At 72.6% G+C, this 25,174-nt stretch carries 26 protein-coding genes; 6 read left to right on the top strand and 20 right to left on the bottom strand.

The window, feature by feature from the left end:
- Position 1: 1 nt before the first annotated feature.
- The 9 genes from AB5J54_RS37265 to hsaA (AB5J54_RS37225) all read right to left on the bottom strand — a co-directional run bounded on the left by AB5J54_RS37265 (position 2) and on the right by hsaA (AB5J54_RS37225) (position 9,045).
- Complete coding sequence (locus AB5J54_RS37265; RefSeq protein WP_369148368.1) at positions 2-766, bottom strand: glucose 1-dehydrogenase; 765 nt, start codon at positions 764-766, stop codon at positions 2-4.
- A 22-nt stretch (positions 767-788) separates the two neighbouring features.
- Positions 789-1,580, bottom strand: coding sequence for a glucose 1-dehydrogenase (locus AB5J54_RS37260; protein WP_369148367.1), 792 nt, complete (start codon positions 1,578-1,580; stop codon positions 789-791).
- 8 nt (positions 1,581-1,588) lie between these two features.
- Positions 1,589-3,268, bottom strand: coding sequence for an FAD-dependent oxidoreductase (locus AB5J54_RS37255; RefSeq protein ID WP_369148366.1), 1,680 nt, complete (start codon positions 3,266-3,268; stop codon positions 1,589-1,591).
- A gap of 159 nt (positions 3,269-3,427) precedes the next feature.
- Positions 3,428-4,297 carry a MaoC/PaaZ C-terminal domain-containing protein gene (locus tag AB5J54_RS37250; RefSeq protein ID WP_369148365.1) on the bottom strand — a complete coding sequence of 290 codons (870 nt, stop codon included), beginning with the start codon at positions 4,295-4,297 and terminating at the stop codon, positions 3,428-3,430.
- Positions 4,297-4,785, bottom strand: a complete 489-nt coding sequence (locus tag AB5J54_RS37245) for a flavin reductase family protein (RefSeq protein ID WP_369148364.1) — start codon at positions 4,783-4,785, stop codon at positions 4,297-4,299. Before AB5J54_RS37245 ends, AB5J54_RS37250 begins: the two co-directional genes overlap by 1 nt.
- Positions 4,773-5,666: a VOC family protein gene (locus AB5J54_RS37240; protein WP_369148363.1), complete on the bottom strand. Its 894-nt coding sequence runs from the start codon at positions 5,664-5,666 to the stop codon at positions 4,773-4,775. The genes AB5J54_RS37245 and AB5J54_RS37240 overlap by 13 nt, the downstream gene beginning before the upstream one ends.
- A gap of 42 nt (positions 5,667-5,708) precedes the next feature.
- The gene (gene hsaD, locus AB5J54_RS37235; RefSeq protein ID WP_369148362.1) at positions 5,709-6,578 is read right to left on the bottom strand and encodes a 4,5:9,10-diseco-3-hydroxy-5,9,17-trioxoandrosta-1(10),2-diene-4-oate hydrolase; all 870 of its coding nucleotides are present in this window, start codon (positions 6,576-6,578) and stop codon (positions 5,709-5,711) included.
- Between the two features lie 12 nt (positions 6,579-6,590).
- Positions 6,591-7,757, bottom strand: coding sequence for a 3-hydroxy-9,10-secoandrosta-1,3,5(10)-triene-9,17-dione monooxygenase oxygenase subunit (hsaA, locus tag AB5J54_RS37230; protein ID WP_369148361.1), 1,167 nt, complete (start codon positions 7,755-7,757; stop codon positions 6,591-6,593).
- 118 nt (positions 7,758-7,875) lie between these two features.
- On the bottom strand, positions 7,876-9,045 hold the full coding sequence (gene hsaA / locus AB5J54_RS37225; protein ID WP_369148360.1) for a 3-hydroxy-9,10-secoandrosta-1,3,5(10)-triene-9,17-dione monooxygenase oxygenase subunit: 1,170 nt from the start codon (positions 9,043-9,045) through the stop codon (positions 7,876-7,878).
- A gap of 181 nt (positions 9,046-9,226) precedes the next feature.
- Between hsaA (AB5J54_RS37225) and AB5J54_RS37220 the strand changes: the two genes are divergently transcribed.
- Complete coding sequence (locus tag AB5J54_RS37220; protein ID WP_369148359.1) at positions 9,227-10,108, top strand: IclR family transcriptional regulator; 882 nt, start codon at positions 9,227-9,229, stop codon at positions 10,106-10,108.
- On the opposite strand, the gene AB5J54_RS37215 is transcribed toward AB5J54_RS37220, so the two are convergent.
- The 8 genes from AB5J54_RS37215 to AB5J54_RS37180 form a co-directional block, all read right to left on the bottom strand.
- Positions 10,092-10,538 carry an SRPBCC family protein gene (locus AB5J54_RS37215; protein ID WP_369148358.1) on the bottom strand — a complete coding sequence of 149 codons (447 nt, stop codon included), beginning with the start codon at positions 10,536-10,538 and terminating at the stop codon, positions 10,092-10,094. The genes AB5J54_RS37220 and AB5J54_RS37215 overlap by 17 nt on opposite strands.
- Before the next feature lie 80 nt (positions 10,539-10,618).
- The gene (locus AB5J54_RS37210; RefSeq protein ID WP_369148357.1) at positions 10,619-11,395 is read right to left on the bottom strand and encodes an SDR family oxidoreductase; all 777 of its coding nucleotides are present in this window, start codon (positions 11,393-11,395) and stop codon (positions 10,619-10,621) included.
- A 22-nt stretch (positions 11,396-11,417) separates the two neighbouring features.
- Complete coding sequence (locus AB5J54_RS37205; RefSeq protein ID WP_369148356.1) at positions 11,418-12,464, bottom strand: 2Fe-2S iron-sulfur cluster-binding protein; 1,047 nt, start codon at positions 12,462-12,464, stop codon at positions 11,418-11,420.
- Positions 12,457-12,708, bottom strand: coding sequence for a hypothetical protein (locus AB5J54_RS37200; RefSeq protein WP_369148355.1), 252 nt, complete (start codon positions 12,706-12,708; stop codon positions 12,457-12,459). Before AB5J54_RS37200 ends, AB5J54_RS37205 begins: the two co-directional genes overlap by 8 nt.
- 1 nt (position 12,709) lies before the next feature.
- On the bottom strand, positions 12,710-13,864 hold the full coding sequence (locus AB5J54_RS37195) for a Rieske 2Fe-2S domain-containing protein (RefSeq protein ID WP_369148354.1): 1,155 nt from the start codon (positions 13,862-13,864) through the stop codon (positions 12,710-12,712).
- A gap of 25 nt (positions 13,865-13,889) precedes the next feature.
- On the bottom strand, positions 13,890-14,912 hold the full coding sequence (dmpG, locus tag AB5J54_RS37190; protein WP_369148353.1) for a 4-hydroxy-2-oxovalerate aldolase: 1,023 nt from the start codon (positions 14,910-14,912) through the stop codon (positions 13,890-13,892).
- 64 nt (positions 14,913-14,976) lie between these two features.
- The gene (locus AB5J54_RS37185; protein WP_369148352.1) at positions 14,977-15,882 is read right to left on the bottom strand and encodes an acetaldehyde dehydrogenase (acetylating); all 906 of its coding nucleotides are present in this window, start codon (positions 15,880-15,882) and stop codon (positions 14,977-14,979) included.
- Between the two features lie 7 nt (positions 15,883-15,889).
- Positions 15,890-16,672 carry a 2-keto-4-pentenoate hydratase gene (locus tag AB5J54_RS37180; RefSeq protein WP_369148351.1) on the bottom strand — a complete coding sequence of 261 codons (783 nt, stop codon included), beginning with the start codon at positions 16,670-16,672 and terminating at the stop codon, positions 15,890-15,892.
- Positions 16,673-17,058: 386 nt separating this feature from the next.
- On the opposite strand from AB5J54_RS37180, the gene AB5J54_RS37175 reads away from it, so the two are divergent.
- Positions 17,059-18,480, top strand: a complete 1,422-nt coding sequence (locus tag AB5J54_RS37175) for a vanadium-dependent haloperoxidase (RefSeq protein ID WP_369148350.1) — start codon at positions 17,059-17,061, stop codon at positions 18,478-18,480.
- Between the two features lie 77 nt (positions 18,481-18,557).
- Here AB5J54_RS37175 and AB5J54_RS37170 read toward each other — a convergent pair whose 3' ends face one another.
- The 3 genes from AB5J54_RS37170 to AB5J54_RS37160 form a co-directional block, all read right to left on the bottom strand.
- Positions 18,558-19,661, bottom strand: a complete 1,104-nt coding sequence (locus AB5J54_RS37170) for a calcium-binding protein (protein ID WP_369148349.1) — start codon at positions 19,659-19,661, stop codon at positions 18,558-18,560.
- Between the two features lie 182 nt (positions 19,662-19,843).
- Positions 19,844-20,755 carry an SDR family oxidoreductase gene (locus AB5J54_RS37165; RefSeq protein ID WP_369148348.1) on the bottom strand — a complete coding sequence of 304 codons (912 nt, stop codon included), beginning with the start codon at positions 20,753-20,755 and terminating at the stop codon, positions 19,844-19,846.
- A 25-nt stretch (positions 20,756-20,780) separates the two neighbouring features.
- Positions 20,781-21,557 (bottom strand): SDR family oxidoreductase, encoded by a 777-nt coding sequence (locus tag AB5J54_RS37160; protein WP_369148347.1) that lies wholly within the window; start codon positions 21,555-21,557, stop codon positions 20,781-20,783.
- Between the two features lie 78 nt (positions 21,558-21,635).
- Between AB5J54_RS37160 and AB5J54_RS37155 the strand changes: the two genes are divergently transcribed.
- Genes AB5J54_RS37155 through AB5J54_RS37140 form a run of 4 tightly spaced genes read left to right on the top strand, consistent with a single transcriptional unit; the run spans position 21,636 to position 25,109 of the window.
- Positions 21,636-22,415 carry an enoyl-CoA hydratase family protein gene (locus AB5J54_RS37155; protein WP_369148346.1) on the top strand — a complete coding sequence of 260 codons (780 nt, stop codon included), beginning with the start codon at positions 21,636-21,638 and terminating at the stop codon, positions 22,413-22,415.
- Between the two features lie 14 nt (positions 22,416-22,429).
- Positions 22,430-23,278, top strand: coding sequence for a CoA transferase subunit A (locus AB5J54_RS37150; RefSeq protein WP_369149578.1), 849 nt, complete (start codon positions 22,430-22,432; stop codon positions 23,276-23,278).
- Entirely contained in the window at positions 23,275-24,048 is a 774-nt protein-coding gene (locus tag AB5J54_RS37145; RefSeq protein ID WP_369148345.1) for a CoA-transferase subunit beta, read from the top strand. Before AB5J54_RS37150 ends, AB5J54_RS37145 begins: the two co-directional genes overlap by 4 nt.
- On the top strand, positions 24,045-25,109 hold the full coding sequence (locus AB5J54_RS37140) for an NAD(P)H-dependent flavin oxidoreductase (RefSeq protein ID WP_369148344.1): 1,065 nt from the start codon (positions 24,045-24,047) through the stop codon (positions 25,107-25,109). Before AB5J54_RS37145 ends, AB5J54_RS37140 begins: the two co-directional genes overlap by 4 nt.
- Positions 25,110-25,174 lie beyond the last annotated feature (65 nt).

Here is a 25,174-nt window from a genome sequence, read left to right as displayed (position 1 = left end):
TTCACGGCGTCCGCTCCTTTCGGGTGAGGGCCGGCATGCGGCCGGCCGACGCGCCGCCGTCGACGGCGAGTTCGGCGCCGGAGAGATAGGAGGAGTCGTCGGAGGCGAGGAAGGCGACGAGGCGGGCGACCTCCTCGGGCTCCCCCACCCGGCCGAGGGGCGCGGCGGGGTGCTCCTTGGTGCCCAGGTGGGCGGTCATCGCGGTGATGATGGCTCCCGGGTGGACGGAGTTGACCCGGATGCCGTCCGGGCCGAGTTCGAGGGCGGCCGTCTTGGTCAGACCGCGCAGTCCCCATTTCGCCGCTCCGTACGCGCCGTGGCCCCAGATGCCCTGGAGGCCGGCCTGCGAGGAGATGTTGACGATGGACCCGCCGCCGTTCTCCTTCATCGCCCCGGCGGCGGCGCGGATGCCGAGGAACGGACCGATCAGGTCGACGCGGAGGATCGCCTCCAGGCGGGCCGGGTCCTCCTCGGTGATGGGCGAGGTGGAGTAGATGGCGGCGTTGTTGACGAGGACGTCGAGCCGGCCGAAGGCGTCCAGGGCGGTGGCCACGGCGGCCGCCCAGGAGTGCTCGTCGGTCACGTCGTGGCGTACGAAACGGGCGGCGGGGCCGAGGGAGGCGGCCGTCGCCTCTCCCTCCGCCTCCAGGACGTCGGTGAGGACGACCTTCGCGCCGAGGGAGGCGAAGAGGCGGGCCGCTGCCTCGCCCATGCCGCGTGCCGCGCCGGTGACCAGCGCGACCTTTCCGGTCAGATCGGCGGGCATCAGGGAGTCTCCTCGTCGGGCATCAGTGGTTCTCCTCGGTCGGGTCGTCGGTCGGATCCTCGGTCGGTCGCAGGGTCGGGCCGGTCGTCCAGCCGCCGTCGACGGCCAGTTCGGCGCCGGTGACGTACGAGGCGGCGTCGGAGAGCAGGAAGGCGACCGCCCGCGCGATCTCCTGGGGCTCGCCGACCCGGCCCATCGGTGTGTTCGGGTACTTTCCCTCGCCGCGCTCGATGCCCACATGGGCGGTCATCGGGGTGTGGATCATGCCGGGGTGGACGGAGTTGACGCGGATCCGGTCGGCTCCGAGCTCCACCGCGCCGAGCTTGGTGAGCCCGCGCACGCCCCACTTGGCCGCGCCGTAGCCGGCGGTTCTGGCCAGGCCCATGAGGCCGGCGGCGGAGGAGATGTTGACGATGGAGCCGCCGCCGCTGTCCCGCATGGCCGGGATCACGGCCCGGATGCCGAGGAACACGCCGGTGAGGTCGATGTCCAGGACCTGCCGGAACGCCTCCGCCGTCTGCTCCTCCAGGAGGTGCGAACCGCCGGAGATCCCGGCGTTGTTGACCAGGCCGTCCACGCGGCCGAAGGCCTCGACCGTGAAGTCGACGACCTCGCGCCAGTCGTCCTCGGAGGTGACGTCGTGGCGGAGGAAGTGGGCATGGCCGCCGAGCTTCTCGGCCGCGGCCCGGCCCTCCTCCCGTACGTCGGTGAGGACGACCCGGGCGCCCGCCTCGACGGCCACCCGGCCGGCCTCCACGCCGATCCCCCGCGCCCCGCCGGTGATGATCACCGTCCTGCCCCGCAGGTCCGTCATCGGGGCGGTCACCGCGCCTCGGCGGAGCGCGTACGCACGATGTGGTCGACGGCGAGCCAGCTGAAGGTCATGGCGGGGCCGATGGTCGCGCCGGGTCCCGGGTAGGTCTCGCCCATCACGGCGGACGAGACGTTGCCGGAGGCGTACAGGCCGTCGATGGCGCTGCCGTCCTCCCGCAGCACGCGGGCCGTCGCGTCGGTGACCAGGCCGCCCTTGGTGCCGATGTCGCCCGGGTGGACGGGGATCGCGTAGTACGGGCCCTTGTCCAGCGGCGCCAGGTTGGGATTCGGCAGCGTCGGGTCGCCGTAGTAGCGGTCGTAGACGCTCTCGCCGCGGCGGAAGTCCTCGTCGCGGCCGGTGAGGGCGAAGCCGTTGAAGCGGTCCACGGTGGCGCGCAGCCGCTCCGGGGCGACCTCGATGCGGGCGGCGAGCTCCTCGACGGTCGCGGCCTTCTTCACGAAGCCGCTCTCCAGCCACGGCTTGGGGAACGCCTGGCCCGGGAAGAGGCCCATGAAGATGTAGCGGGCCTTGGCGGTGGCGTCGAGGATCAGCCAGGACGGCACGGTGCTCGCCCCTGGCCTGTCGTGCGCGTACATCGCGTCGACGAACTCGTGGTACGGGGCCGCCTCGTTGGCGTAGCGCTCCCCCGCCTGGTTCACGATCACCATGCCGGGGATGCCCCGGTCGGCGACGAGGAAGAACGGCTTCCCCTCGGGCGGCACCACCGAAGGCGCGCCCCAGACCTTGTCCATCAGGTCGGTCGCCGCGCCGAGGGCCACGGCCGGCTCCAGGGCGTCGCCGGTCTGCCCCTCGGACGCGGAGCTCCAGGCGGTGGAGGTGGGTGCCGGCAGGTGCTTCTCGCGGAGCCGCTGGTCGTGGGAGAAGCCGCCGGAGGCGAGGACGACGCCGCCCCTCGCCCGGACGGTGAGCTCGCGGCCGTCCCGGGTGATCCGGACGCCGGTGACCCGGCCGTCCTCCTCGACGAGGCCGGTCAGCGGGGCGGAGAGCCACAGGTCGGCGCCGAGGGCGTCGAGGGAGTGCCGCATGCGGGCGATCAGCGCCTCGCCGAGCGAGAGCAGCTCCTGGCCGGAGAGCCGGGCCCTGACGGCCTGGGCTCCGACCTTGACGGCGGTGCGGCGGCCGGCCCAGGTCCGCCCCACCATGTTGAGCTGACGGAAGTCCTTGGAGGTGATGGTCAGGCCGTACGTGGGCAGGCCGGCGCGGCGCATGGTGGCGCGCTGCTCGCGGCCGAGCTTCTTGAAGTCGAAGATCTGCGGTTCGATCGAGCGGCCCTGCGGGTAGCCGCCGAGCCGCTCGGGGTAGTAGTCGGAGTAGCCGGGGGTGTAGACGAACCTGACGTCCGTGCGGTCGTGGAACTCCCGCACCATGCGCGGTCCATGGGTGACGTAGGCGTCCTTGCGCTCGGCGGTGACCCGGTCGCCGACCGTGGCGTCCAGGTAGGCGCGGGCCTTCTCGGGGGTGTCGCCGAGCCCGGCCTCGTCCAGGTGGAAGTTGTCCGGGACCCAGATCGCGCCGCCGGACAGGGCGGTCGAGCCGCCGTAGACGTCGGTCTTCTCCAGCACCAGGGCGGTCAGGCCGCGCAGCCGGGCGGTGAGGGCCGCGGCCATGCCGGCGGCGCCGGAGCCGACGACCACCACGTCGTACGTGTGGTCCCACGGGTCGTTCATGCGGTTCTCCCTGGTCGTGACAGGCGGGTCGTGACAGGCAAGTCGTGGCAGGCAAGTCGTGGCGGGGCCTGTGCGACAGGCCCCGGGTGGGTCGGCGGCCGGGGCGGGCCGTCCTCCGCCCCGACCGCCGGGTCGTCGCGCGGTGGTCCGCGCGTCGGTTCAGCGGCTGGTGATCCGCGCGTCGGTGAGGACCGGCGCGTCCGCGCGGTCCGCTGCCGTGGCCGTCAGGCGGTAGCCGTCGGGGGTGTCCCAGACGCGCAGCCGCAGGGTCTCGCCGGGGAAGAAGACCCCGGCGAAGCGGGTGCGGCAGCCGGCGACCGCGGCGGCGTCGCCGTCGAGCAGTCGGTCGGTGACCGCCTTGACCGCCATCCCGAAGGAGCAGAGCCCGTGCAGGATGGGGCGGTCGTGGCCCGAGCGGCGGGCGGTGGCGGGGTCCGCGTGCAGCGGGTTCCAGTCGCCGGTGAGGCGGTAGAGCAGGGCCTGCTGACGGAGTGTCGGGATCTCGGTCACCAGGTCGGGCTCGCGGTCGGGGACCGGGAGGCGCTCGGAGGGGCCCCGGTCGCCGCCGAAGCCGCCCTCCCCGTGGACGAAGATCTGGTTGCGCTGGGTGATCAGCGGCTCTCCGTCCTCGCCGAGGAGGGTCGACTCCTGGACGATGACGGCGGCCTTGCCCTTGTCGTGCACGGCCGCGGCCCGGGTGACGGCGGTCGCCCGGGCGGCGGCGGGCAGCGGGCGGTGCACGGTGATCTCCTGGCCGCCGTGCAGCACCTTCGCCAGGTCGATGTCGATGCCCGGCAGGTCGAAGACCTGGAAGCCGACGCCGCCGGTGCCGCCGGCGACGACCCCGAAGGTGGGCAGGACCTGGAGGCCCCGCTCGTGCCCCTCGTACACGTACCGCAGTTCGCGCGGGTCGGTCTCGGGGACTCCGGCGCCGAGCGCCAGGTGGTAGAGCCGTACGTCGCGCTCGTCCCACGCGACCTCGGTGCGCACCGGCGGCGCGGAGAGCGTCTTGTCGACGTCGATGGGCATCAGAACGCGCCCACGGCGTAGCGGCTGCGGAAGAAGAGCAGCGGCCGGCCGTCCTCGCCGGCGTCGAGCGCCACCACCTGCGCGGTGACCAGGTGGTGGTCCCCTGCCTCGTACACGGCGTCGAGCTCGCACTCCACGTGGGCGAGGGCTCCCTCGATGCGTACGGTGCCGTGCTCGCCGGTGCTCCAGGGCACCCCGGCGAACTTGTCGGAGCCGCTGCGGCCGAGGGCGGCGCAGGTGGCCTGCTGGTCCTCGGCCAGGATGTTGACGCAGAAGCGGCCCGAGCGCTCGATCCTCGGCCAGCTGGTGGAGTTCTTGCCGACGGCCAGCATGACCAGCGGAGGGTCGAGGGAGAGCGAGGCGAAGGACTGGCAGGCGAACCCGACGGGCTCCATGGTGTCGGCGTCGAGGGTCGCCACGACCGTGATGCCGCTGGCGAAGCGGCCGAGGACGTCGCGGAACTCGGAGGGCGGGATCAGCCGTTCCACTGGTGGCCCCAGAAGCTGTCGGCGGTGATCTCCTTCGCGACCCAGGTGGCGGGGTCGACGACGAGTCCGTCCCAGCCGTACTCGACCTGGAAGCCGCCCGGAGCCTGGGCGTAGAAGGAGACCATTTGGTCGTTGGTGTGGCGGCCGAGGCTGGACGCGATGGGGATGCCCGCGGCGTGCATGCGGTCGAGGCCCCGGCCCACGTCGTCGAGGGTCTCCAGCTCCACCATGAAGTGCACGATGCCGGGCGGCAGGGCTCCGGGGTAGAGGCCGAGGCTGTGGTGGCGGCGGTTGGGGCTGAGGAAGTGCATCCAGTGGAAGTCCCGCTGCTCGGTGGCGGTCGGGACGGCCTGCGGGGGCAGCTTCATCGAGTCGCGCAGTTGGAAGCCGAGCAGGTTCTCGTAGAAGTCGAGCGCGGCCTCGATGTCCGGCACCGGGAGGACGACGTGGCCGAGGCCCAGGTCGCCGGTGACGAAGCGGTTGCCGTACGGGGTGCCGAGCGCGCTGTGGTCCTGGGCCTGGCCCCAGTAGATCTCCAGCGGGTTGCCGCCGGGGTCCGTGACGTGGATCAGGCCCTGGACGCGGCGCTCGGCGAGCTCGGCGGGGTCGGCGGCCTTGACGGCGACGCCGGCCGCCTCCAGCCGCTCGGCGGCGGCGGTGAGTGCGGCGGCGTTCGCCACCTCCCAGCCGGCCGCGAGGAGCCGGTCGCTCTCGCCGGCCTGGATGACGATGCGGTACGCGCGGTCGTCCAGGCGGAGGCAGAGGGTGTCCTCGGTGGTGCCGGTCGCCTCCACCATGCCGAGGACGTCGAGCGCGTAGCGGCGCCACTCGTCCAGGGTGGTGGTCTCCAGGCGGAGGTAGCCGAGAGCACGGATGTCCATGGTGCACCTCTTGTGTCGTGACGAAAGGTCGGGAAGGAGGGCTCAGTGGGTGAAGAAGTCGACGGCGAGGCGGTTGAACTCGTCGGCCTGCTCGGTCTGCGCCCAGTGGCCGCAGTGCGGGAAGACGTGCAGACGCGCGTCCGGGATGGTCTTGAGGGCGACGAGCGCGCCGTCGAGGGGGTTGACGCGGTCCTCGCGGCCCCAGGTGAGGAGCACCGGCTGGGTGATCCGGTGGGCCTCGCGCCAGAGCATCGTGGCCTCGGCCCAGGCGGGGTTGGCGAAGGAGGCGCCCATCCGGGCGCTGCCGAGCCGGGTGTCGGGGTCGGTGGCCGAGGCCCAGCGTTCCTCGACGAGCTCGTCGGTGACGATCGACTGGTCGTACGCCATGACGCCGAGGAAGGCGCGCAGTCGCTCCTTGGTCGGCTCGGGTGAGGAGTTGAACTCGAAGAGCCGCTTGATGCCCTCGGTCGGGTCGGGGGCGAAGAGGTTGACGGAGACCCCGCCGGGGCCCATGAGGAGGAGCTTGCCGACCTTGTCCGGGTGGTTCAGGGCGATCCGGACGGCGGTGCCGCCGCCCAGGGAGTTGCCGACGAAGTGCGCCCGGTCGATGCCCAGTTCGTCCATGAGGGCGGTGACGGCGTCCGCGCTGAAGCTGAAGTAGTCCTGGTCGAGCTCCGGCTTGTCCGAGCGGCCGAAGCAGGGCTGGTCGACGAGGAGCGTACGGAAGTGCTCGGCGAACACCGGGAGGTTGCGGCCGAAGTTGCTCCAGGCGGAGGCGCCGGGCCCACCACCGTGGAGCATGATCACCACGGGGGCGTCGGACCGGCCGGCGGGCGCGGCCTCGTGGTGGTGGAGGGTGAGCCCGGCCGCCTTGACGGTGCGGGAGGTCGACTCGTAGGTGAGCTCTGCCATCGTCAGCGCCTCTCAGGCCATGGTGTCTTGGATGTCGATGCCGAGCGCGCTCTGCCCGTACATGACCAGGGCCCGCTCGGGGTCGTTGGCGGCGTGACCGCGGCCGGTGTGGGCGTCGCGCCAGGCGCGCTGGACGAGGCCGGGGCCGGTGCGCATGGCGCTGCCGCCGGAGTTCTCCATCAGCAGGTCGACGGCCGCGACGGAGCGTTCGGTGGCGAGCACCTGGTCGCGGCGGGTGCGGGTGCGCAGCTCCATCGGGATCTCCTCGCCGCGCTCGGCGAGCGCGTACATCTCGCCCATGTTGCGGGTCAGTTGCAGCCAGCTCGCGTCGATGTCGCTGGCGGCGCGGGCGATGCGCACCTGCGCGAAGGGGTCCTCGGCGACCTTCTGCCCGTACGAGACGCGGAACCGCTGCCGGGTGGCCTCGGCGTACGACTCGAAGGCGCCCTCGGCGATGCCGACGATCGGGGTGGAGATGGTGGTGGTGAACACCCCCGCGTACGGCAGCCGGTACAGCGGCTCGGGGTTGACCTCGTGGCCGGGCACGCTCAGGGCGGTGACGGGGCCGAAGCTCAGTGCGCGGTGGTCGGGGACGAAGACGTCCTCGACGACGACGTCGTTGCTGCCGGTGCCGCGCAGTCCGACGGTGTCCCAGACGTCGTCGATCCGGTAGTCGGACCGGGGGACGAGGAAGGTGCGCATGTCGACCGGGTTGCCCTCGCCGTCGGTGACGAGACAGCCGAGGAGCGCCCAGCGGGCGTGGTCGCAGCCGGAGGAGAAGTGCCACCGGCCGGAGAGTCGGAAGCCGCCGTCAACGGCGGTGGCCTTGCCGGTGGGGGCGTACGAGGAGGCGATGCGGGTCTTGGGGTCCTGGCCCCACACCTCCTGCTGGGCGCGGGGGTCGAACAGGGCGACGTGCCAGGGGTGGACGCCGACCACGGAGGCGACCCAGCCGGTCGATCCGCACGCCTTGGCGATCTCCTTGACCGCCGAGTAGAAGACCACCGGGTCGGCCGCTCGGCCGCCGAAGGCCTTGGGCTGGAGCAGCTGGAAGAAGCCCGTGTCCTCGAGTTCCTTGACGGAGGTGTCGGGCACGCGGCGCAGCGTCTCGGCCTCGGCCGCGCGGTCGCGCAGGGCGGGGGCGAGGTCACGGATCGCTGCCAGGACGTCATCGGCCATGGGGCATCCCCTTTCGGGTCGTGGTGGGGGAATGCCAGGACCGTACGGCGTGCCGTACGGCAGCGAAATGCGCTGCTCCCACTGAGCGGGAACCCCCGCGCGGGAAGCCTCCGCGGGGTCAGAGCATGGGGTCGTGGACGTCCATGCCGAGGGCGTCCTGGGCGTAGAGCACCAGGGCCCGGTCCACGTCGTTGGCGGCCTGGCCGCGGCCGGTGTGCAGGTCGCGCCAGGCCCGCTGGAGGACGTCGTCGCCGACGCGCAGCGGGCCGCGGCCGGCGTTCTCCATGAGCAGGTCCACGGCGGTGATTGCGCGTTCGGTGGCGAGCGCCTGGTCGCGGCGGGTGCGGGCGCGCAGTTCCATCGGGATTGGGGCGCCGGCGCGCGCGAGCGCGTGGAGGTCGGCCATGTTGCGGTGGAGCTGGAGCCGGGCGGCGTCGATCTCGCCGGCGGCGCGGGCGAGGCGTACCTGCGCGAAGGGGTCCTCGTCGGCGCTCCGGCCGTGCGGGGCCTTCAGCCGCTCGCGGGCCGCGGCGACCTGGTCCTCGTGGGCGCCCTCGGCGATGCCGACCATCGCGGTGGAGATGGCGGTGGTGAAGACGGCGGCGTACGGCAGCCGGTACAGCGGTTCGGGGTGGACCTCCTGCCCGGGGCAGCTCAGCGTGGTCACCGGGCCGTAGCCGAGCGTCCGGTGGGCGGGGACGAAGGCGTCCTCGACGAGGAGGTCGTTGCTGCCGCTGCCGCGCAGGCCGACCGTGTCCCACACGTCGTCGACGCGGTAGTCGGAGCGGGGGACGAGGAAGGTCAGCATGTCGACCGGCCGGCCCTCGTCGTCGTCGACGACGCCGCCGAGCAGGGCCCAGCGGGCGTGGTCGCAGCCGGCCGAGAAGTGCCAGCGGCCGGAGAGCCGGAAGCCGCCGTCGGCGCGGGTGACCTCCCCGGTGGGGGCGTGGGAGGAGCAGATCCGGGTGGCTCCGTCGGCGCCCCAGACCTCGTCCTGGGCGCGGGGGTCGAACTGGGCCACGTACCAGGGGTGGACGCCGAGGACCGCCGCCGCCCAGCCGGTCGAGCCGCACGCCTTGGCGATCTCGTGCAAGGCGGCGTAGAAGACGGCCGGGTCGGCGGCGAGTCCGCCGTACGCCCCGGGCCGGAGCAGCCGGAAGAAGCCGGCCTCCTCCAGTTCCCGGACGGAGGCGTCGGGGACCCGGCGCAGTTCCTCCGCCTCGGCGGCGCGCTCGCGCAGGGCGGGGGCGAGGGCGCGTACCGCCGCGAGAACGTCCTCTTCGCGCATGGGCGCACCTCTTGCATTCCGGTCTCGTCGTGCCGTGACGACAGGGAACCTACGCGTTACTGTTCCGAGACGGAACTCCCTCTTCACAGCGCTGTCATCCTCTGGCAATCTCCACGCAATACCGGAGATTACGGACCTGGCCAGGGGTGGATCGGCTGTGTCGTCCGTGTGGGAGGTGCCGATGACGACCAGTGCTGTCGAGGCTGTCGAGGCCGGGATGCCGCCGCTGTCCCTGCTGGAGAAGGCGGCGAAGGTGCTGAGCGCCTTCGAGAGCGCGGGGCCCCGGCTGACCCTCACCGAGGTCGTGCAGCGTTCGGGCATCCGCCGCTCCTCCGCGCACCGCATCCTCGATCAGCTGGTGCAGCTGCGCTGGCTGGAGCGCGAGGGCCGCGACTACCGGCTGGGCATGGGCATGCTGGAGCTCGGCGCGATGGCCTCGCACCACAACCGGCTCCGCCGGGCGGCCCTGCCCCATCTGCACGCGCTGCACGAGTCCACCGGCCATCTGGTGCACCTCACCGTGCTCGACGGCTCCGAGGTGGTCTATCTGGAGCGGATCGGCGGCTCGGACGACTCCGTCGTGCCCTCGCGCATGGGCGGACGGCAGCCGGCGTACTGCACGGCCTCGGGGAAGGCGATCCTGGCCTTCGGCGACGCGGGGCCGGTGGAGCAGGTGATCCGGGACGGGCTGCGGCCGCGTACCCCGCGCACGCTCACCCGTCCCGAGTCCTTCCGCCGTGAACTGGCGATGACGCGGGAGCGCGGTGTGGCCTTCGACCACGAGGAGGGGTACCGCGGAGTCTTCTGCGTGGCCGCTCCGCTGCGCGGCGCGGGCCGGGCGATCGCCGCGATCTCGGTGAGCGGCCACGGCGTCCACCGCGAGATGGAACGGCTCTCGCCGGCCGTGCGCGGCTGCGCGCGATCCGTGTGGCAGTCGATGTTCGGACCGGGACGGCAGTCGGAGAAGCGGGACCGGCCGGCCGGCGCGGAGTCCGCCGCGGGGCTCCCGCAGCCCTCGATGGACAACATGATGGCCTGGCTGCGGTTCAGCGACTGGATGTGAAGCGCGCCCGCAGGGCGGCGAGCCCGGTGCCGTAGGTGCCGTCCCCGAAGACCGCCTCCACCTGGGCGACGACGTCGTCCGTGCTCCGGTAGGAGGCGGACCACCGGACCTCGGCACCGTCGGGGTGCGGACGCACGGCGAGCGTCGCCACATAGTCGTGGACCGGGAGCAGGACGGGGTCGAGGAGGGTGTAGCGGTACGAGCGGGCGGTCGCGTCGCGGTCGAGCAGACGCTCCCGGGCGACGGCCACGCCGTCGACCGCGAAGACGCGGACGGTGCCGGGGGCGGCGGGGTCGCCGCCGTCCTCAAGGGTGGACGGCGGCACGTGCGGGTGCCAGTCGGCGAGGGCGCCGAAGTCTCCGACGACCGCCCATACGGCGTCGGGGGTGGCGGGGACGACGGCGGAGCGTTCGAGCGTACGGGGGTTCACGGGCGTCTCCAGACGACGAATACGGGTATACGGGGAGGGGCACCCGTGCGGGTGCCCCTCCAGGTCCGGTCCTGCTGTTCTCACCAGGTGCTGTCACCGCGCAGGACCGCGTCCGCGCCGCCGTCGGCGAAGACGATCTGCCCGGTCACCAGGGTGTTCTCGGGCGAGGCCAGCCAGGCGATCAGCGGGGCGATCTGCTCGGGGCGGGCGTGGCCGTGCAGGGGCATCGGCACGCTCTGCTCGACGAGTCCCCGCATCTCCGGATCGTCGAGCAGCGGCCGGGTCAAGGGTGTGACGACCACGCCGGGGGCCACGGCGTTGAGCGGGACGCCCGCGCCGGCCCACGCGTCGGTGGGGGCGGCGCGGCGGACCCATCGGGAGATCGCCACCTTGGAGGAGGAGTAGACGAGGTGGCCCTCTCCCCGGTCGACGGCCGCCCGCGCGGCGGCCACGGCCGCCGTCTCGTCCCCGGCGAGCGCGGCGTCCACGATCGCGGGGTCGGTCGGATGGACGGAGTCGATGGATCCCACGACCACGGCCCGCGGTGCGGTGCCGGCCGCGAGGAGCGGGCGCAGACCGTCGAGGGTGGCCACGGCACCGAAGTGGTTGACCTTGATCGTGACGGGGTCGAAGTGGGCGACGCCCGCGCAGGAGACGACCGAGTCGAGCCGGCCGCCGGTCAGTTCGCGGGCGCGGGCGACGAGTTCCGCGCGGCCTTCGGCCGTGGACAGGTCGGCGCGGATGTCGCCCTCGGTGAGGTCGGCGCCGATGACGGTGTGGCCCTGCTTCCGCAGCAGGGCCACGGTGGCTTCGCCGATACCGGAGGCCGCTCCGGTGACCAGGCAGGTACGGGACATGACGGTCTCCTCGTCAGAGGTGTCAGGAGTAGGTGATCTCGACCCGGTCGGTCAGCGGCAGGGCCTGGCAGGCCAGGACGTATCCCTCGGCGATGTCCTGGTCGTCCAGGGCGTCGTTGCGGAGCATCTTGACCTCGCCCGCCACGACACGGCAGGTGCAGGCGCTGCAGGCACCCTCCCGGCAGGAGTACGGGGCGTCGACGCCCGCGGCCAGGAGGACGTCGAGCAGGGGTGCCGCCGCCGGCCAGGCGACGGTGTGGGTCTCGCCGTCGAGCTCGACCTCGGCCGTGCCGCCGCCCTCGGCGGCCGTACCGCTCGGCACCGCCGGGGCGTCGAAGACGTCCGCGCCGAGGGAGAAGAACCGCTCCCGGTGGATGCGGTCGCCGGGCGCGCCGAGCGACCGCAGGGCCTGTTCGACGGCGTCCATGAGCGGCTGGGGGCCGCAGACGAAGGCCTCGCGGTCGGCGTACGGCGCGAGCGGGGCCGCCAGCAGGTCCGCGGCGGGCAGGCCCTGGAGCGACTCCAGCCAGTGGATCACGAGGAGCCGGTCCGGGTGGTCCTCGGTCAGCTCCCGCAGTTCGTCGCGGAAGATGACCGAGGACTCGTCGCGGTTGGCGTACAGCAGCATCACCCGGCCGCGGCCCTCGGCCAGGGCCGATTTGGCGATCGACAGGACCGGCGTGATGCCGCTGCCTCCGGCGACGAGCAGGAGGTCGTGGCCGAGGGAGGCGGGGGTGAAGGTGCCGGCCGGCGGCAGCACCTCCAGTTCGTCGCCCGCCGTGAGCCGGTCGCAGACCCAGTTGGAGCCGTACCCGCCGGCGACCCGTTTGACGGTGATCTTCAGGGGCTCGCCGGTGTGGGGCGAGCTGGAGAGGGAGTAGCAGCGGGCGGCCGGCCTCCCGTCCGCGCCGGGCAGTTTCAGCGTGAGGAACTGCCCGGGGCGGTACGTGAAGCGGTCGGCGCTCTCCCGCGGCGCCTGGAGCACCAGGGAGTGCGCGTCGGCCGTCTCGGCGACGACCTCGACGACGCGCAGCCGGTGGGTGCGGGCCCCGGTGGTCGGCTCAGGCATCGAGGGCCTCCGGGGACTCCAGGGTGCTCACCGTCAGGGTCCCGTCCTCGACCGCGCGGTCGATGCTCGCCCGCAGGGCCCGGCAGGTCCGCAGCCGCGCGGTGGTCCCGCCGGGGCCGACCCGGTCGCGGAACTCCGCGCAGGCGACGGCCGCGTCGGCCGTCCACTGCACGGAGGTGTGGGCGATGCTGAACTTCTCGCACAGGACCTGGTTGCCGCAGGCCGCGCACTCCACCGCTCGCATGTCAGGCTCCGGTTCCGGTCTCCGCCGCGCGGCGCGCCAGGTTCTCCTCGACCTCGGCGCGCCATGCCGCGTTGGCGCGCTGGGTGTCGATCTCGAACTCGAAGCGGCGGGTCATCTCGTCCTTGACGTCGGCGACGTCCACGTAGAACTGCTCGTACCAGCGCCGGAGTTGGTAGACGGGGCCGTCCTCCTCGGTGAGCAGGGGGTTGTCGATCCGGGTCTTGTTCTGCCAGATCTCGACGTCCTGCTCGAAGCCGACGGTGGCGCCCTCGGCGGTGAGCCGTGCGGCCTCGGCCGCCTGTTCGTCGGTCATCCCGGGGAGCCGCTTCACGATCGCCCCGTACTGGAGCAGGAAGCTGTTCTCGTCGATCGGGTAGTGGCAGTTGATGAGGACGATCTCCATCTCCATGCCGCCGCCGACGTCGCTGTAGAGCTGGTCGATCATGTAGGAGGGGCCGAAGTAGGAGGCGTCGGAGCGCAGGCGGCCGGAGCTGAGGGTGCCCAGTTCCATGTCGCCTCGGGGGCTGCTCTCCATGTACTGGGTGGCGACGTGGCCGTCGAAGACGTTCTTGAAGTACTCGGGGAACGCGTAGTGGACGTAGTAGAAGTGCGCCATGTCCACGACGTTGTCGACGATCTCGCGGCAGTTGGCGCCCTCGACCCGGAGGGTCTTCCAGGTCCAGTCGCTCCACTGGTCGGCGTCCGGGCCGTGGATGCCCGCGATCTCGGGGACGGTCACCTCGGGGGGCGGCGGGTTGCCCTCGGGGTCGTTCCAGACGAAGAGCTGCTTGTTGCGCTCCAGGGAGAGCCAGGCGCGGGTCCTGGCGCGCGGCGGGACGCGGCGGGCGTACGGGATGCCGGCGCAGCGGCCGTTGCCCGACCAGCGCCAGTCGTGGAAGGGGCAGGCGACGGCGTCGCCCTTGACGGTGCCCTGGGCGAGGTTGCCGCCCATGTGCGGGCAGTAGGCGTTCAGGACGTGCAGGTGCCCGTCGTCCTCTCCCTGGAAGACCACCAGCCTGGTGCCGAAGGCCTCGATCTCGTGCGGCTTTCCGTCCTTGAACGTCTCGGCGAGGCCGAGGCAGTGCCAGCCCCGGGCGAAGCGCGTCGGCGGCCGGCCCGTCTCGATGACCCTGACCTCGTCGTTGAGAGCAGTCATCTCGTCCCTCCTGTTTTCTGTCGGTTCAGTTCTGTGCGGCGAGTTCCACGGCGATGTCGATGAGCTGGTCCTCCTGGCCGCCGACCAGGCGGCGTTCGCCCGCGCGCAGGAGGATCTCGGCGCCGGAGACGCCGTAGCGCTCGGCCTGCCGGTAGGCGTGCTTGAGGAAGCTGGAGTAGACGCCGGCGTGGCCCATGAGGAGGGCGAGCCGGTCGAGCCGGCACTCGTCGTCCATGACGGGGCGGACCACGTCCTCGGCCGCGTCGATGATCTTCAGGACGTCGATGCCGGTACGGATGCCCATCTTGGCGCAGACGGCGACGAGGGCCTCGACGGCGGTGTTGCCCGCGCCGGCGCCCAGCCGGCGGGTGGAGCCGTCGATCTGCAGGGCTCCGGCCTTGATCGCGGCGATGGAGTTGCCGGTGCCGAGGGCCAGGTTCTCGTGACCGTGGAAGCCGACCTGGGCGTCGTCGCCGAGCTCGGCGACGAGGGCCTCGACGCGGGCGGTGACGTCGTCCATGACCATGGCGCCGGCGGAGTCGACGACGTACACGCACTGGCAGCCCGCGTCGGCCATGATGCGGCCCTGGCGTGCCAGCTTCTCGGGGGTCGTGGAGTGGGCCATCATCAGGAAGCCGACGGTCTCCAGGCCCCTCTCGCGGGCGAGTCCGAAGTGCTGGTCGGCGATGTCGGCCTCGGTGCAGTGGGTGGCGATGCGGCAGATGCTCGCGCCGTTGCCGTGGGCGGCCCGGATGTCGTCCTTGACGCCGAGGCCGGGGAGCATCAGGAAGGCGATCCTGGCCTGCCGCGCGGTGTCGACGGCGACCTTGATGAGTTCCTGTTCGGGGGTCTTGGAGAATCCGTAGTTGAACGAGGATCCGCCGAGTCCGTCGCCGTGCGTCACCTCGATGACGGGGACGCCTGCGTCGTCGAGGGCGGCGACGATCGACCGTACGTCCTCGGCGGTGAACTGGTGGCGCTTGGCGTGCGAGCCGTCGCGCAGCGAGGAGTCGGTGATCCGGATGTCGAGGGTGTCCGAGTAGGGCATGGGGGTGCTCCTTACGCTAGGGGGTGCCAGGCGTCGCGAGCCCGGCCTGATCGGCAAGGTGCCCCTAGGGGGCGAGGATCGCCTTGGCGAACTCCTCGCCGACCTTGGTGGCGGCGGCGGTCATGATGTCGAGGTTTCCGGCGTAGGGCGGCAGGTAGTCGCCGGCGCCCTCCACCTCCAGGAAGATCGCGACGCGCGCCATCCCGCCGTTCTCCGGGCTCGGGTCGTCGAACTGCGGCTCGGCGCGCAGGCGGTAGCCGGGGACGTACGTGGCGACCTGCTCGGCGATCTCCTTGACGGAGAGGGTGACGGCGTCCCGGTCGGCGTCCACGGGGATGGCGCAGAAGACGGTGTCGCGCATGATGACGGGCGGCTCGGCCGGGTTGAGGATGATGATGGCCTTGCCGCGCTCGGCGCCGCCGATGGTCTCGATGCCGCGCGAGGTGGTGCGGGTGAACTCGTCGATGTTCGCGCGGGTTCCGGGCCCGGCCGAGACGGAGGCCACGGAGGCGACGATCTCCGCGTACGCGACGGGGACGACGCGGGAGACCGCGTACACCATGGGGATGGTGGCCTGTCCGCCGCAGGTGATCATGTTGACGTTGGGCCGGTCGAGGTGCTCGCGGAGGTTGGCGGGCGGTACGACGGCGGGTCCGACGGCCGCGGGGGTCAGGTCGACCGCCTTGATGCCGAGTTCGGCGTAGCGGGGGGCGTTGGCCCGGTGGACGTAGGCGCTGGTCGCCTCGAAGACGATGTCGGGCTTCTCGTCCTGGGCGAGGAGCCAGTCGACTCCTTCGTGGCTGGCCTCCAGGCCTGCCCGTGCGGCGCGGGCGAGTCCCTCGCTGTCGGGGTCGACGCCGATCATCCAGCGGGGTTCGACGTACGGGGAGCGCTGGAGTTTGTGGAGGAGGTCGGTGCCGATGTTGCCGGAGCCGACGATGGCGGCGGTCGCCTTTGTCTTGATGGTCATGATCACCTCAGATGAACGAGAGGGAGACGGAGCCAAGGCCGGTGAACTCGGCGGTGAAGGCCGTCCCGGCCGTCACGTCGACGGCCCGGGTGCAGGAGCCGGGCAGCACCAGGTGCCCCTTCTTCAGGGGCACGCCGAAGCGGGCGACGGTGCGGGCGAGCCAGGCGACGGAGAGGGTCGGGTCGCCGAGCACGGCGTCGCTGCGGCCCTCGGCGAGGAGCTCGCCCCCGCCGGTCAGCACGGCGTCGATCGCCTTGAGGTCGAGCTCGCGGGGGTCCCGTCCCTCACCGATGACGTATCCGGCGGAGGAGGCGTTGTCCGCGATGGTGTCGGCGATGGTGATCCGCCAGTCGCGGATCCTGCTGTCGATCAGCTCCAGGGCGGGGACGACGCGTTCGGTGGCCGCGAGGACGTCCGCCGGGGTGCAGGTCTCGCCCGGCAGGTCCTCGCCGAGGACGAACCCGACCTCGACCTCGACGCGCGGCCGGCAGTAGCGGGCGGTGCGGACGGGGACGTCGGGGTGGAGCTCCATGTCGTGGAGCAGATGGCCGTAGTCCGGTTCGTCGACGCCCATCATCCGCTGCATGACCGGCGAGGACAGGCCGACCTTGTGACCGCGCACCTCCGCCCCGGCCGCGATCCTGTGCCGGATGTTGACGAGCTGGATCTCGTACGCGTCCTCGGTGCCGATGCCGGGGAACGTCTCGATGAGCGGGGCGATCGGCGTGACGTGCTGTTCGGCGGAGCGGAGCAGCTCGGCCGCCTCGAGTCTCTGGCGGTCCGTGAGCATGGCGGGTCCCTCCTGCGGGCGGTTGGGGCTGTCCGGCGAGGCTAGGGCGGGGGCGCGGGGGGCCGTGAGCGCCAGTTCCCGGTGAGCGGGAAAGCCGGGCGGGGCGGTCGGCGCGTGCTGCCCGAGTGGCCCTGCCGTCGCTGCGCCGGGTCGCACGGTGTGGCACGGTGGGGTCGGGGTGGTTCCGCGGTTCCCGCAGTCACCCTGCGGGGTCGCCCGACGCACGCCTCGGCAGGAGGATTCGCATCGTGGGCTCCCAGCAAAGTCGGTCGGCGATGAAAAGGCTCTCTTCCGCCGTCGTCCTTCCTGTGGCGGTCTTCCTCCTGTTGAGCTGGTCCGTTCCCGGGCGAGCGGCGACGGCGAGTTCCGTTCCCCCCGGCAATGCGGTGCTCCAGTGGAATGCCGCCGCCCTGCGGGCGGTGCAGAACTCCACGCTGGGACCTCCGTTGGTGGCGCGGGCCCTGGCGGTCGTGCACACGTGCATGTACGACGCGTGGGCCGCCTACGACAGCACGGCGGTCGGCACCCGACTCGGCGGAACGCTGCGCCGCCCTCCGGGGCAGCGCACCTTGCGCCATCAGGTCAAGGCCCTCAGTTTCGCCGCCTACCGCGCCGCGGTCGACCTGTTTCCCGGCCGCGCCGCCGCGGATTTCGATCCGCTGATGGCCCGCCTCGGCTACGACCCGGCGGACACCACGACGGACCTCGACTCGGCCGCCGGTGTGGGCAACGTGGCCTGCCGGGCCGTGCTGGACTTCCGGCACGCGGACGGGTCGAACCAACTCGGTGACGTGCCGGGCGGGTCCGGCGCGCCCTACTCCGACTACACCGGCTACCGCCCGGTCAACGACCCGATGGACCTGAGCCCGGGTGGGTCGTTCGACCCGGCGACGGTGCACGACCCGGACCGCTGGCAGCCGCTCCGCTTCGTCAACGCCGCCGGGGCCACTGTCACGCCGGCCTTCCTCGCCCCCTTCTGGGGGAACGTGAAGCCGTTCGCGCTGAAGAGCGGCGACGCCCTGCGCTCATCCACCGGGCCCGTGCGCCTCGCCACCGACCCGGCCTCCTACCGTGCGCAGGCCCAGGACCTGCTCGCCATCAGCGCGGACCTGACCGACCGGCAGAAGGCCATTGCGGAGTACTGGGCCGACGGGCCGGCTTCGGAGACACCGCCCGGCCACTGGAACCTGTTCGCCCGGTACGTCTCCCTCCGCGACCACCACGGCCCCGGCGCGCCGGGGCTGGAGGCCGACGTCAAGATGTTCTTCGCCCTCAACAACGCCCTTCTCGATGTGAGCATCGTCGCCTGGGACAACAAGCGGGCCTTCGACTCGGTGCGTCCCGTCACCGCCGTCCGCCACCTCTTCCACGGTCGGCAGGTACGCGCCTGGGGCGGGCCCGGCCAGGGCACGAGGACGATCGACGGCGGCACGTGGCTGCCCTACCAGAGGTCCACCTTCCCGACCCCGCCCTTCGCCGAGTTCTCCTCCGGGCACAGCAACTTCAGCGCCGCCGGCGCCGCGATCCTGCGCAGGGCCACGGGGAGCGACAGCTTCGGCGCCTCGGCGACGATCGCGGCCGGATCGTCGAAGGTCGAACCCGGTCTTGTCCCGGCCCAGGACGTCACTCTCGCCTGGCCGACGTTCACCGACGCCGCCGACCAGGCCGGCCTGTCCCGCCGGTACGGCGGCATCCACTTCGAGCAGGGTGACCTCGACGCGCGTGCGACGGGACGCGCCTGCGGGGAATCCGCCTGGGACCTGGCCCGGCGCCACTTCGACGGCACGGCGCGGAGGGGCGACCGTTGAGCACTGCTCGACCCACGGCCCCCGGGGTGCGCCCGTAGGCGTCCCGGGGGCCGGCGGTCTTCGTCGCGGTGGCGCGGTCAGGGGACGTTCGGTGTCGCCTCGCAGCTCGCCGTGGCCTTGTCCGTACCCGACTCGCCGTTGCAGACGTCCGGGGCGCCGTCGCCGCCGTCGAGCGCGTCGTCGCCGGGGCCCGCGCTGAGGGTGTCGGCGCCGGCGCCGCCGCGGAGGGTGTCGCGGCCGCCCGCGGAGCCGACCGTCATCGTCACGAGGAAGTCGGTGTTGTCGCCGAAGATCAGGTCGTCGCCGCCTCCGCCGTCGATCTCGTCGTTGCTGGCGGAGCTGAGGTTGGCGTCGACGACCGAGCTTTCGCCGACCAGCCGCTCGGCGTTGGCTCCACCGGTGATCCTGTCCCGGCCCGATCCCGTGGCGTAACCACCGGACTCGGATCGGATGTTGTGGTCGCCGATGGCCGCGAAGCCGCCGTCCGCGCCGGTGTTCAGGATGTCGTCCCCGCCATTGCCGCTGGCGTTTCCTGTGGCGTCGCTGTCGCCGATCAGGAAGTCGCTGGTGCCGAGACCACCCAGCAGGGTGTCGTTGCCGGCGCCTTCGGCATCTCCTCCGTTCGCCTGGGAGTCGCCGACCAGCTGGTCGTTGCCGTCGCCGCCGTCAAGGTGGTCTCGTCCGCCGCCGGAGGCGGTGGAGCCCAGGCTGTCGCCGATGAGGCGGTCGTTGTCCGCCCCGCCCTCCAGGCGGTCGCTCCCGCCGCCCGAGCCGCGCCCCGCGCCCGAACAGCTGTCCCCGACCAGGAGGTCGGACCCGGCACCGCCCAGGAGGGTGTCGTTGCCTCCGCCGTCGGCGTCTCCGCTCGGGTCGAGGGTGTCGCCGACCAGCTCGTCGTTGCCGGTGCCGCCGTCGATCTGGTCGTTGCCGAAGCCGCCGCGGACGCTGTCTTCGCCGCCCAGGCTGCAGATCCGGTCGTTGCCACCCAGGCCGTTGATGATGTCCGGGCCCGGAGTGCCGATGATCACGTCGGCGCCGCTGGTGCCGTTGGTCGTGGCGAACGGGTCGGTGATCACGATCGTGGCCGGCCTGCCCAGACAGGTCGGCACCTGGGCCTGCGCCGGTGCGGCGAAGCCTGACATACCGCCCAGGACGAGCAGGCCGGCCGCTCCGACGCTCACGCCGGCCCGCGCCCCTGTCCTTCCGCGATGCCCCATCGTCGATCTTCCTTTCGGTCGTGGACATGCATACGCAGGCGATCCCTAACCGAAAGTGACGATGGAGTGCATCATGACAGCGCACCGTAACCGGGACGGTCGAAGACAACAGCCCGCACGGCGGACGTGCCGTGCGGGCCGGTGGGTCAGCGGGCGCCGTACACCGGGTGCGGGGGCTCTGCGGCGGCCAGGAGCTTCAGGGTCGTCTCGCCCGCCTCCGCCGGGGTCCAGCGGGCGCCCTTGTCGGCCGTCGGGCCCGGGCGCCAGCCCTCCATGACCGTGATCCGGCCCGCCTCGGCCTCGAAGACGCGCCCCGTGACGCCCGCCGAGGCCGCGGAGCCCAGCCAGACCACCAGGGGGGAGACGTTCTCCGGGGCCATCGCGTCGAAGCCCGCCCCCGAGGGGGCCGCCATGGTGTCGGCGAAGGTCTGCTCCGTCATCCGGGTGCGGGCCGCGGGCGCGATGGCGTTGACCTGCACCCCGTACCGGCCCATCTCGGCCGCGGCGACGAGGGTCAGGCCGACGATCCCGGCCTTGGCCGCCGCGTAGTTGCCCTGGCCGACGCTGCCGAGGAGCCCCGCTCCGGAGCTGGTGTTGATCACGCGCGCGACGGGCTCGCGCCCCGCCTTGGCCTCCGCCCTCCAGTACGCGGCCGCGTGCTTGAGCGGCAGGAAGTGGCCCCTGAGGTGGACGCGCATGACCGCGTCCCAGTCGTCCTCGTCGAGGTTGACGAGCATGCGGTCGCGGAGGAACCCGGCGTTGTTGACGAGGGTGTCGAGGCGGCCGAAGGTGTCGAGGGCCGTGGTGACGAGGGAGGCCGCGCCGTCCGTCGTGGCGATGTCGCCGCCGTGGGCGACCGCCTGGCCGCCCGAGGCGACGATCTCGTCGACGACCTGCTGGGCGGGCCCCGCGCCGCCTCCGGTGCCGTCGAGGCCGACGCCGAGGTCGTTGACGACGACCTTGGCGCCCTCGGCGGCGAAGGCGAGCGCGTGCGCGCGGCCGAGCCCGCGCCCGGCTCCGGTGACGACGACGACGCGTCCGTTGCACAGTCCAGTCATGGTGAGTGCCTTTCGGTGAGCGGGTTCAGTGGTTGACGGTGGCCGCGTCGAGGAAGGCCGGGCGTTCCCCGCCTCCGTGCACGAGCAGGCTGGCGCCGCTGATGTACGCGGCCCGTTCGGAGGCGAGGAAGACGCAGGCGTCGCCGATGTCGGAGGGCTCGGCGAGCCGGCCGAGCGGCACGGTGCGGCCGACGGAGGCGATGCCGTCCTCGTCCCCGTAGTGCAGAGAGGAGAGCTCGGTGCGCACCATGCCGGGGACGAGGGTGTTGACCCGCACCAGCGGAGCCCATTCCACGGCCATGGAGCGGGCGAGGTTCTCCAGGCCCGCCTTGGCCGCTCCGTACGCCGCGCTGCCCGGTGAGGGCCGGGTGCCGCTGACGCTGCCGATCATGATGACGGCGCCGCCGCCGGGCTGATGGCGCATCACCTCGTACGCGGCGAGGGACGCGGTCAGCGGGGCGACGAGGTTCAGTTCGAGGACGCGGGCCTGTTGCTCGGCGCCGCCGTCGCCGAGCATCCGGAACGGGGTTCCCCCGGCGTTGTTGACCAGGACGTCCAGCCCGCCGTGGTCGTCGCGGACCCGGGCGAAGAAGTCCGCGACGGCGGCCGGGTCGCGCAGGTCGACGGGGAGGAAGCGGGCCGTGCGCCCGCCCGCCTCGACGGGCTTCTCGGGGGCCCGTCGCGCGCAGGTCACGACCTCCGCGCCGGCTTCGAGCAGAGCGCCGGCGATCCCGGCGCCGACGCCTCGTGTGCCGCCGGTGACGACGGCGACGGATCCCGTCAGATCGATGGTGACTGGCAAGGGACACCTCCCGCAGCGGGCGAACCGCTGCTATCTTCCACCTAACAAACGTTTGGTGGAAAGGTAGCTGATCTGCTCATGGGTGTCTCCACCTCCGCCCCGGACAAGGGCATCGCCGTCGTCACCGTCGACTTCCCCCCGGTCAACGCCCTCCCCGTACAGGGCTGGTACGACCTCGCCGCCGCGGTCCGCGCCGCAGGCGCCGATCCCGAGGTGCGCTGCGTCGTCCTCACCGCGGAGGGCCGCGGCTTCAACGCCGGCGTCGACATCAAGGAGATCCAGCGCACGGCCGGGCACGAGGCCCTCCTGGGCGCCAACCGCGGCTGTTACGAGGCCTTCGCCGCCGTCTACGACTGCGAGGTGCCCGTGGTCGCCGCCGTGCACGGCTTCTGTCTCGGCGGCGGCATCGGCCTGGTCGGCAACGCCGACGCGATCGTCGCCTCCGAGGACGCGACCTTCGGCCTGCCCGAGCTCGACCGGGGCGCGCTCGGCGCGGCCACACACCTGGCCCGGCTCGTCCCGCAGCAGCTGATGCGGGCCCTGTACTACACCTCGCGCACGGTCACCGCCGAGGAGCTGCACCGGCACGGCTCGGTCTGGCGGGTCGTCCCGCGCGAGCGGCTGTACGAGGCGGCGCTCGAACTCGCGCGGGAGATCGCCGCCAAGGACGGGCAGCTGATCCGGCTCGCCAAGGCCGCGATCAACGGCATCGACCCGGTGGACGTCCACCGCAGCTACCGCTTCGAGCAGGGCTTCACCTTCGAGGCCAACCTCAGCGGCGTCGCCGACCGGGTGCGCGACACCTTCGGCAAGGACGACCGCGCCGACGACACCACGGACAAGGAGCAGCAGTCGTGAGCAGGGACAAGACGATGACCGCCGAGGAGGTCGTGGGCCGGCTCCGCAGCGGGATGACGATCGGCATCGGCGGCTGGGGATCGCGGCGCAAGCCGATGGCGCTGGTGCGGGCGTTGCTGCGGTCGGACCTCACCGACCTGACCGTGGTCTCGTACGGCGGCCCGGACGTCGGGCTGCTCGCCGCGGCCGGGAAGATCCGCAAGCTGGTCGCGGCCTTCGCCACGCTCGACTCGATGCCCCTGGAGCCGCATTTCGGCGCGGCCCGGCAGCGCGGTGACTTCGAACTGGTCGAGCTGGACGAGGCGATGGTCATGTGGGGCCTGACCGCCGCCGTGCACCGGCTGCCGTTCATGCCCATCCGGGCCGGGCTCGCCTCGGACGTGATGACCGTCAACCCCTCGCTGCGGACCGTCACGTCCCCGTACGACGACCGCGAGGAGCTCGTGGCCGTCCCCGCGCTGCGTCTGGACGCCGCCCTGGTCCACCTCAACCGTGCCGACGCGCACGGCAACGGCCAGTACCTGGGCCCCGACCCGTACTTCGACGACCTGTTCTGCGAGGCCGCCGACGCCGCGTACGTCTCCTGCGAGCGGATCGTGGAGACCTCGGAGCTGCTCAAGGACGCGGGTCCGCAGTCGCTGCTGCTCAAGCGGGCGTTCGTGGACGGTGTCGTGGAGACCCCGAACGGCGCGCACTTCACCTCCTGCGCCACCGACTACGACCGGGACGAGGCCTTCCAGCGCGCCTATGTGAAGGCGGCCCGGGACCCGGAGGCCTGGCGGGAGTTCACCGCCCGCTTCCTGTCCGGCGACGAGGACGCCTACCAGGCCGCGGTCGCGGCGTTCCAGAAGGAGGAAGCGTGAGCGGCAGCGACAGCACCACCACGGCCACCCGGGCCGAGTACTGCGTCGTCGCCTGCGCCGAGGCCTGGCGGGACGCCGGCGAGGTCCTGGCGAGCCCGATGGGCACGGTCCCGATGATCGGCGCCCGGCTCGCGAAGCTCACCTTCTCCCCCGAGCTGCTGCTGACCGACGGGGAGGCGCGGCTCATCGCCGACGTCCCGGCGGTCGGCGCCGCGCCCCGGGTGGTGGAGGGCTGGCTGCCGTACCGCCAGCACCTGGCCATGGTCACCACCGGGCGCCGGCACGTGATGATGGGCGCGAGCCAGCTCGACCGGTACGGCAACCAGAACATCAGCTGCATCGGCGACTGGGCGCAGCCGAAGCGCCAGCTGCTCGGCGTGCGCGGCGCTCCGGTCAACACCCTGAACAACCCGACCAGTTACTGGGTCCCGAAGCACTCGACGCGCGTCTTCGTCGAGCGGGTCGACATGGTGTCCGGCGTCGGCTACGACCGGGCGGCGGCGGCCGGCCCCTCGGCGAGCCGCTACCACCGTCTCCCGGACGTCATCAGCGACCTCGGCGTCTTCGACTTCGAGACCCCGGACCGCTCCATGCGGCTGCGTTCGCTGCACCCCGGTGTCACAGTGGAGCAGGTGCGGGAGGCCACCGGTTTCGCGCTGACCGTCCCCGACGAGGTGCCGTACACCCGTGAGCCCACCGCCGAGGAACTGCGGCTGATCCGCGAGGAGATCGACCCGAAGGGGCTGCGCGACCGGGAGGTCCCCTCATGAGCGACGCCACGATCCCCACGCCGCTCACCGAACTCGTCGGGGTGCGCCACCCCGTCGTGCAGACCGGCATGGGGTGGGTGGCCGGTCCCCGCCTGGTCTCGGCCACCGCCGACGCCGGGGCGCTCGGCATCCTGGCCTCGGCGACGATGACCGTCGACCAGCTCCGCTCCGCGGTCCGCGAGGTGAAGTCCCGTACGGACGCGCCCTTCGGCGTGAACCTGCGCGCGGACGCCGGAGACGCCGCCGAGCGGGTGCGGATCATCATCGACGAGGGCGTGAAGGTCGCCTCCTTCGCGCTCGCCCCGTCCCGCGAGCTCATCGCCCGGCTCAAGGACGCGGGCGTCGTCGTGATCCCTTCCATCGGGGCCAGGCGGCACGCCGAGAAGGTCGCGGCCTGGGGCGCCGACGCGGTGATCGTGCAGGGCGGGGAGGGCGGCGGCCACACCGGCAGCGTCGCCACCACCGTCCTGCTCCCGCAGGTCGTGGACGCCGTGGACATCCCGGTCGTCGCGGCCGGCGGCTTCCACGACGGACGCGGCCTGGTCGCGGCGCTCGCCTACGGGGCGGCCGGGATCGCCATGGGCACGCGCTTCCTGCTCACCTCCGACAGCACGGTCCCCGACGCGGTGAAGGCCCGCTACCTCACCGCGGCGGTCACGGACGTCACCGTCACCACGAAGGTGGACGGACTGCCGCACCGGATGCTGCGCACGGAGCTGGTCGACGCCCTGGAGCGCTCGGGCCGCGCCGCCTCGCTGCTGCGGGCGGTCCGGCACGCGGCGGCCTTCCGGCGCGAGTCCGGCATGAGCTGGCCGCAGATGGTCCGCGACGGTCTGGCGATGAAGCACGGCAAGGACCTGACGTGGAGCCAGATCCTGCTGGCCGCCAACACCCCGATGCTCCTCAAGGCGTCCATGGTCGAGGGCCGCACCGACACGGGCGTGATGGCCTCCGGCCAGGTCGCCGGCCTGATCGAGGACCTGCCGTCCTGCGCCGAACTGGTCGACCGTCTGATGGCCGAGGCGCGGGCCGCGCTCCGCGCCCTGCCCGCCGCGGACTGAACCGTCCCGCACACGCACAGGTCCGCCGGGGTACCTTCACCCCGGCGGACACGTGTCCCGACCCG

The organism is Streptomyces sp. R44, assembly GCF_041053105.1.
Classification (GTDB): domain Bacteria; phylum Actinomycetota; class Actinomycetes; order Streptomycetales; family Streptomycetaceae; genus Streptomyces.
This window is presented reverse-complemented; position numbering and strand designations above follow the sequence as displayed.

Excerpts from the sequence above, each read along its gene's own strand:
- hsaA (WP_369148360.1), bottom strand. The coding sequence starts at position 9,045 with ATGCGCGAAGAGGACGTTCTCGCGGCGGTACGCGCCCTCGCCCCCGCC.
- hsaA (WP_369148361.1), bottom strand. The coding sequence starts at position 7,757 with ATGGCCGATGACGTCCTGGCAGCGATCCGTGACCTCGCCCCCGCCCTG.
- AB5J54_RS37255 (WP_369148366.1), bottom strand. The coding sequence starts at position 3,268 with ATGAACGACCCGTGGGACCACACGTACGACGTGGTGGTCGTCGGCTCC.
- AB5J54_RS37250 (WP_369148365.1), bottom strand. The coding sequence starts at position 4,297 with ATGCCCATCGACGTCGACAAGACGCTCTCCGCGCCGCCGGTGCGCACC.
- AB5J54_RS37200 (WP_369148355.1), bottom strand. The coding sequence starts at position 12,708 with ATGCGAGCGGTGGAGTGCGCGGCCTGCGGCAACCAGGTCCTGTGCGAG.
- hsaD (WP_369148362.1), bottom strand. The coding sequence starts at position 6,578 with ATGGCAGAGCTCACCTACGAGTCGACCTCCCGCACCGTCAAGGCGGCC.
- AB5J54_RS37185 (WP_369148352.1), bottom strand. The coding sequence starts at position 15,882 with ATGACCATCAAGACAAAGGCGACCGCCGCCATCGTCGGCTCCGGCAAC.
- AB5J54_RS37220 (WP_369148359.1), top strand. The coding sequence starts at position 9,227 with ATGACGACCAGTGCTGTCGAGGCTGTCGAGGCCGGGATGCCGCCGCTG.
- AB5J54_RS37210 (WP_369148357.1), bottom strand. The coding sequence starts at position 11,395 with ATGTCCCGTACCTGCCTGGTCACCGGAGCGGCCTCCGGTATCGGCGAA.
- AB5J54_RS37195 (WP_369148354.1), bottom strand. The coding sequence starts at position 13,864 with ATGACTGCTCTCAACGACGAGGTCAGGGTCATCGAGACGGGCCGGCCG.
- AB5J54_RS37140 (WP_369148344.1), top strand. The coding sequence starts at position 24,045 with ATGAGCGACGCCACGATCCCCACGCCGCTCACCGAACTCGTCGGGGTG.
- AB5J54_RS37165 (WP_369148348.1), bottom strand. The coding sequence starts at position 20,755 with ATGACTGGACTGTGCAACGGACGCGTCGTCGTCGTCACCGGAGCCGGG.
- AB5J54_RS37150 (WP_369149578.1), top strand. The coding sequence starts at position 22,430 with ATGACCGCCGAGGAGGTCGTGGGCCGGCTCCGCAGCGGGATGACGATC.
- AB5J54_RS37205 (WP_369148356.1), bottom strand. The coding sequence starts at position 12,464 with ATGCCTGAGCCGACCACCGGGGCCCGCACCCACCGGCTGCGCGTCGTC.
- AB5J54_RS37260 (WP_369148367.1), bottom strand. The coding sequence starts at position 1,580 with ATGACGGACCTGCGGGGCAGGACGGTGATCATCACCGGCGGGGCGCGG.
- AB5J54_RS37265 (WP_369148368.1), bottom strand. The coding sequence starts at position 766 with ATGCCCGCCGATCTGACCGGAAAGGTCGCGCTGGTCACCGGCGCGGCA.
- AB5J54_RS37240 (WP_369148363.1), bottom strand. The coding sequence starts at position 5,666 with ATGGACATCCGTGCTCTCGGCTACCTCCGCCTGGAGACCACCACCCTG.
- AB5J54_RS37155 (WP_369148346.1), top strand. The coding sequence starts at position 21,636 with ATGGGTGTCTCCACCTCCGCCCCGGACAAGGGCATCGCCGTCGTCACC.
- dmpG (WP_369148353.1), bottom strand. The coding sequence starts at position 14,912 with ATGCCCTACTCGGACACCCTCGACATCCGGATCACCGACTCCTCGCTG.
- AB5J54_RS37180 (WP_369148351.1), bottom strand. The coding sequence starts at position 16,672 with ATGCTCACGGACCGCCAGAGACTCGAGGCGGCCGAGCTGCTCCGCTCC.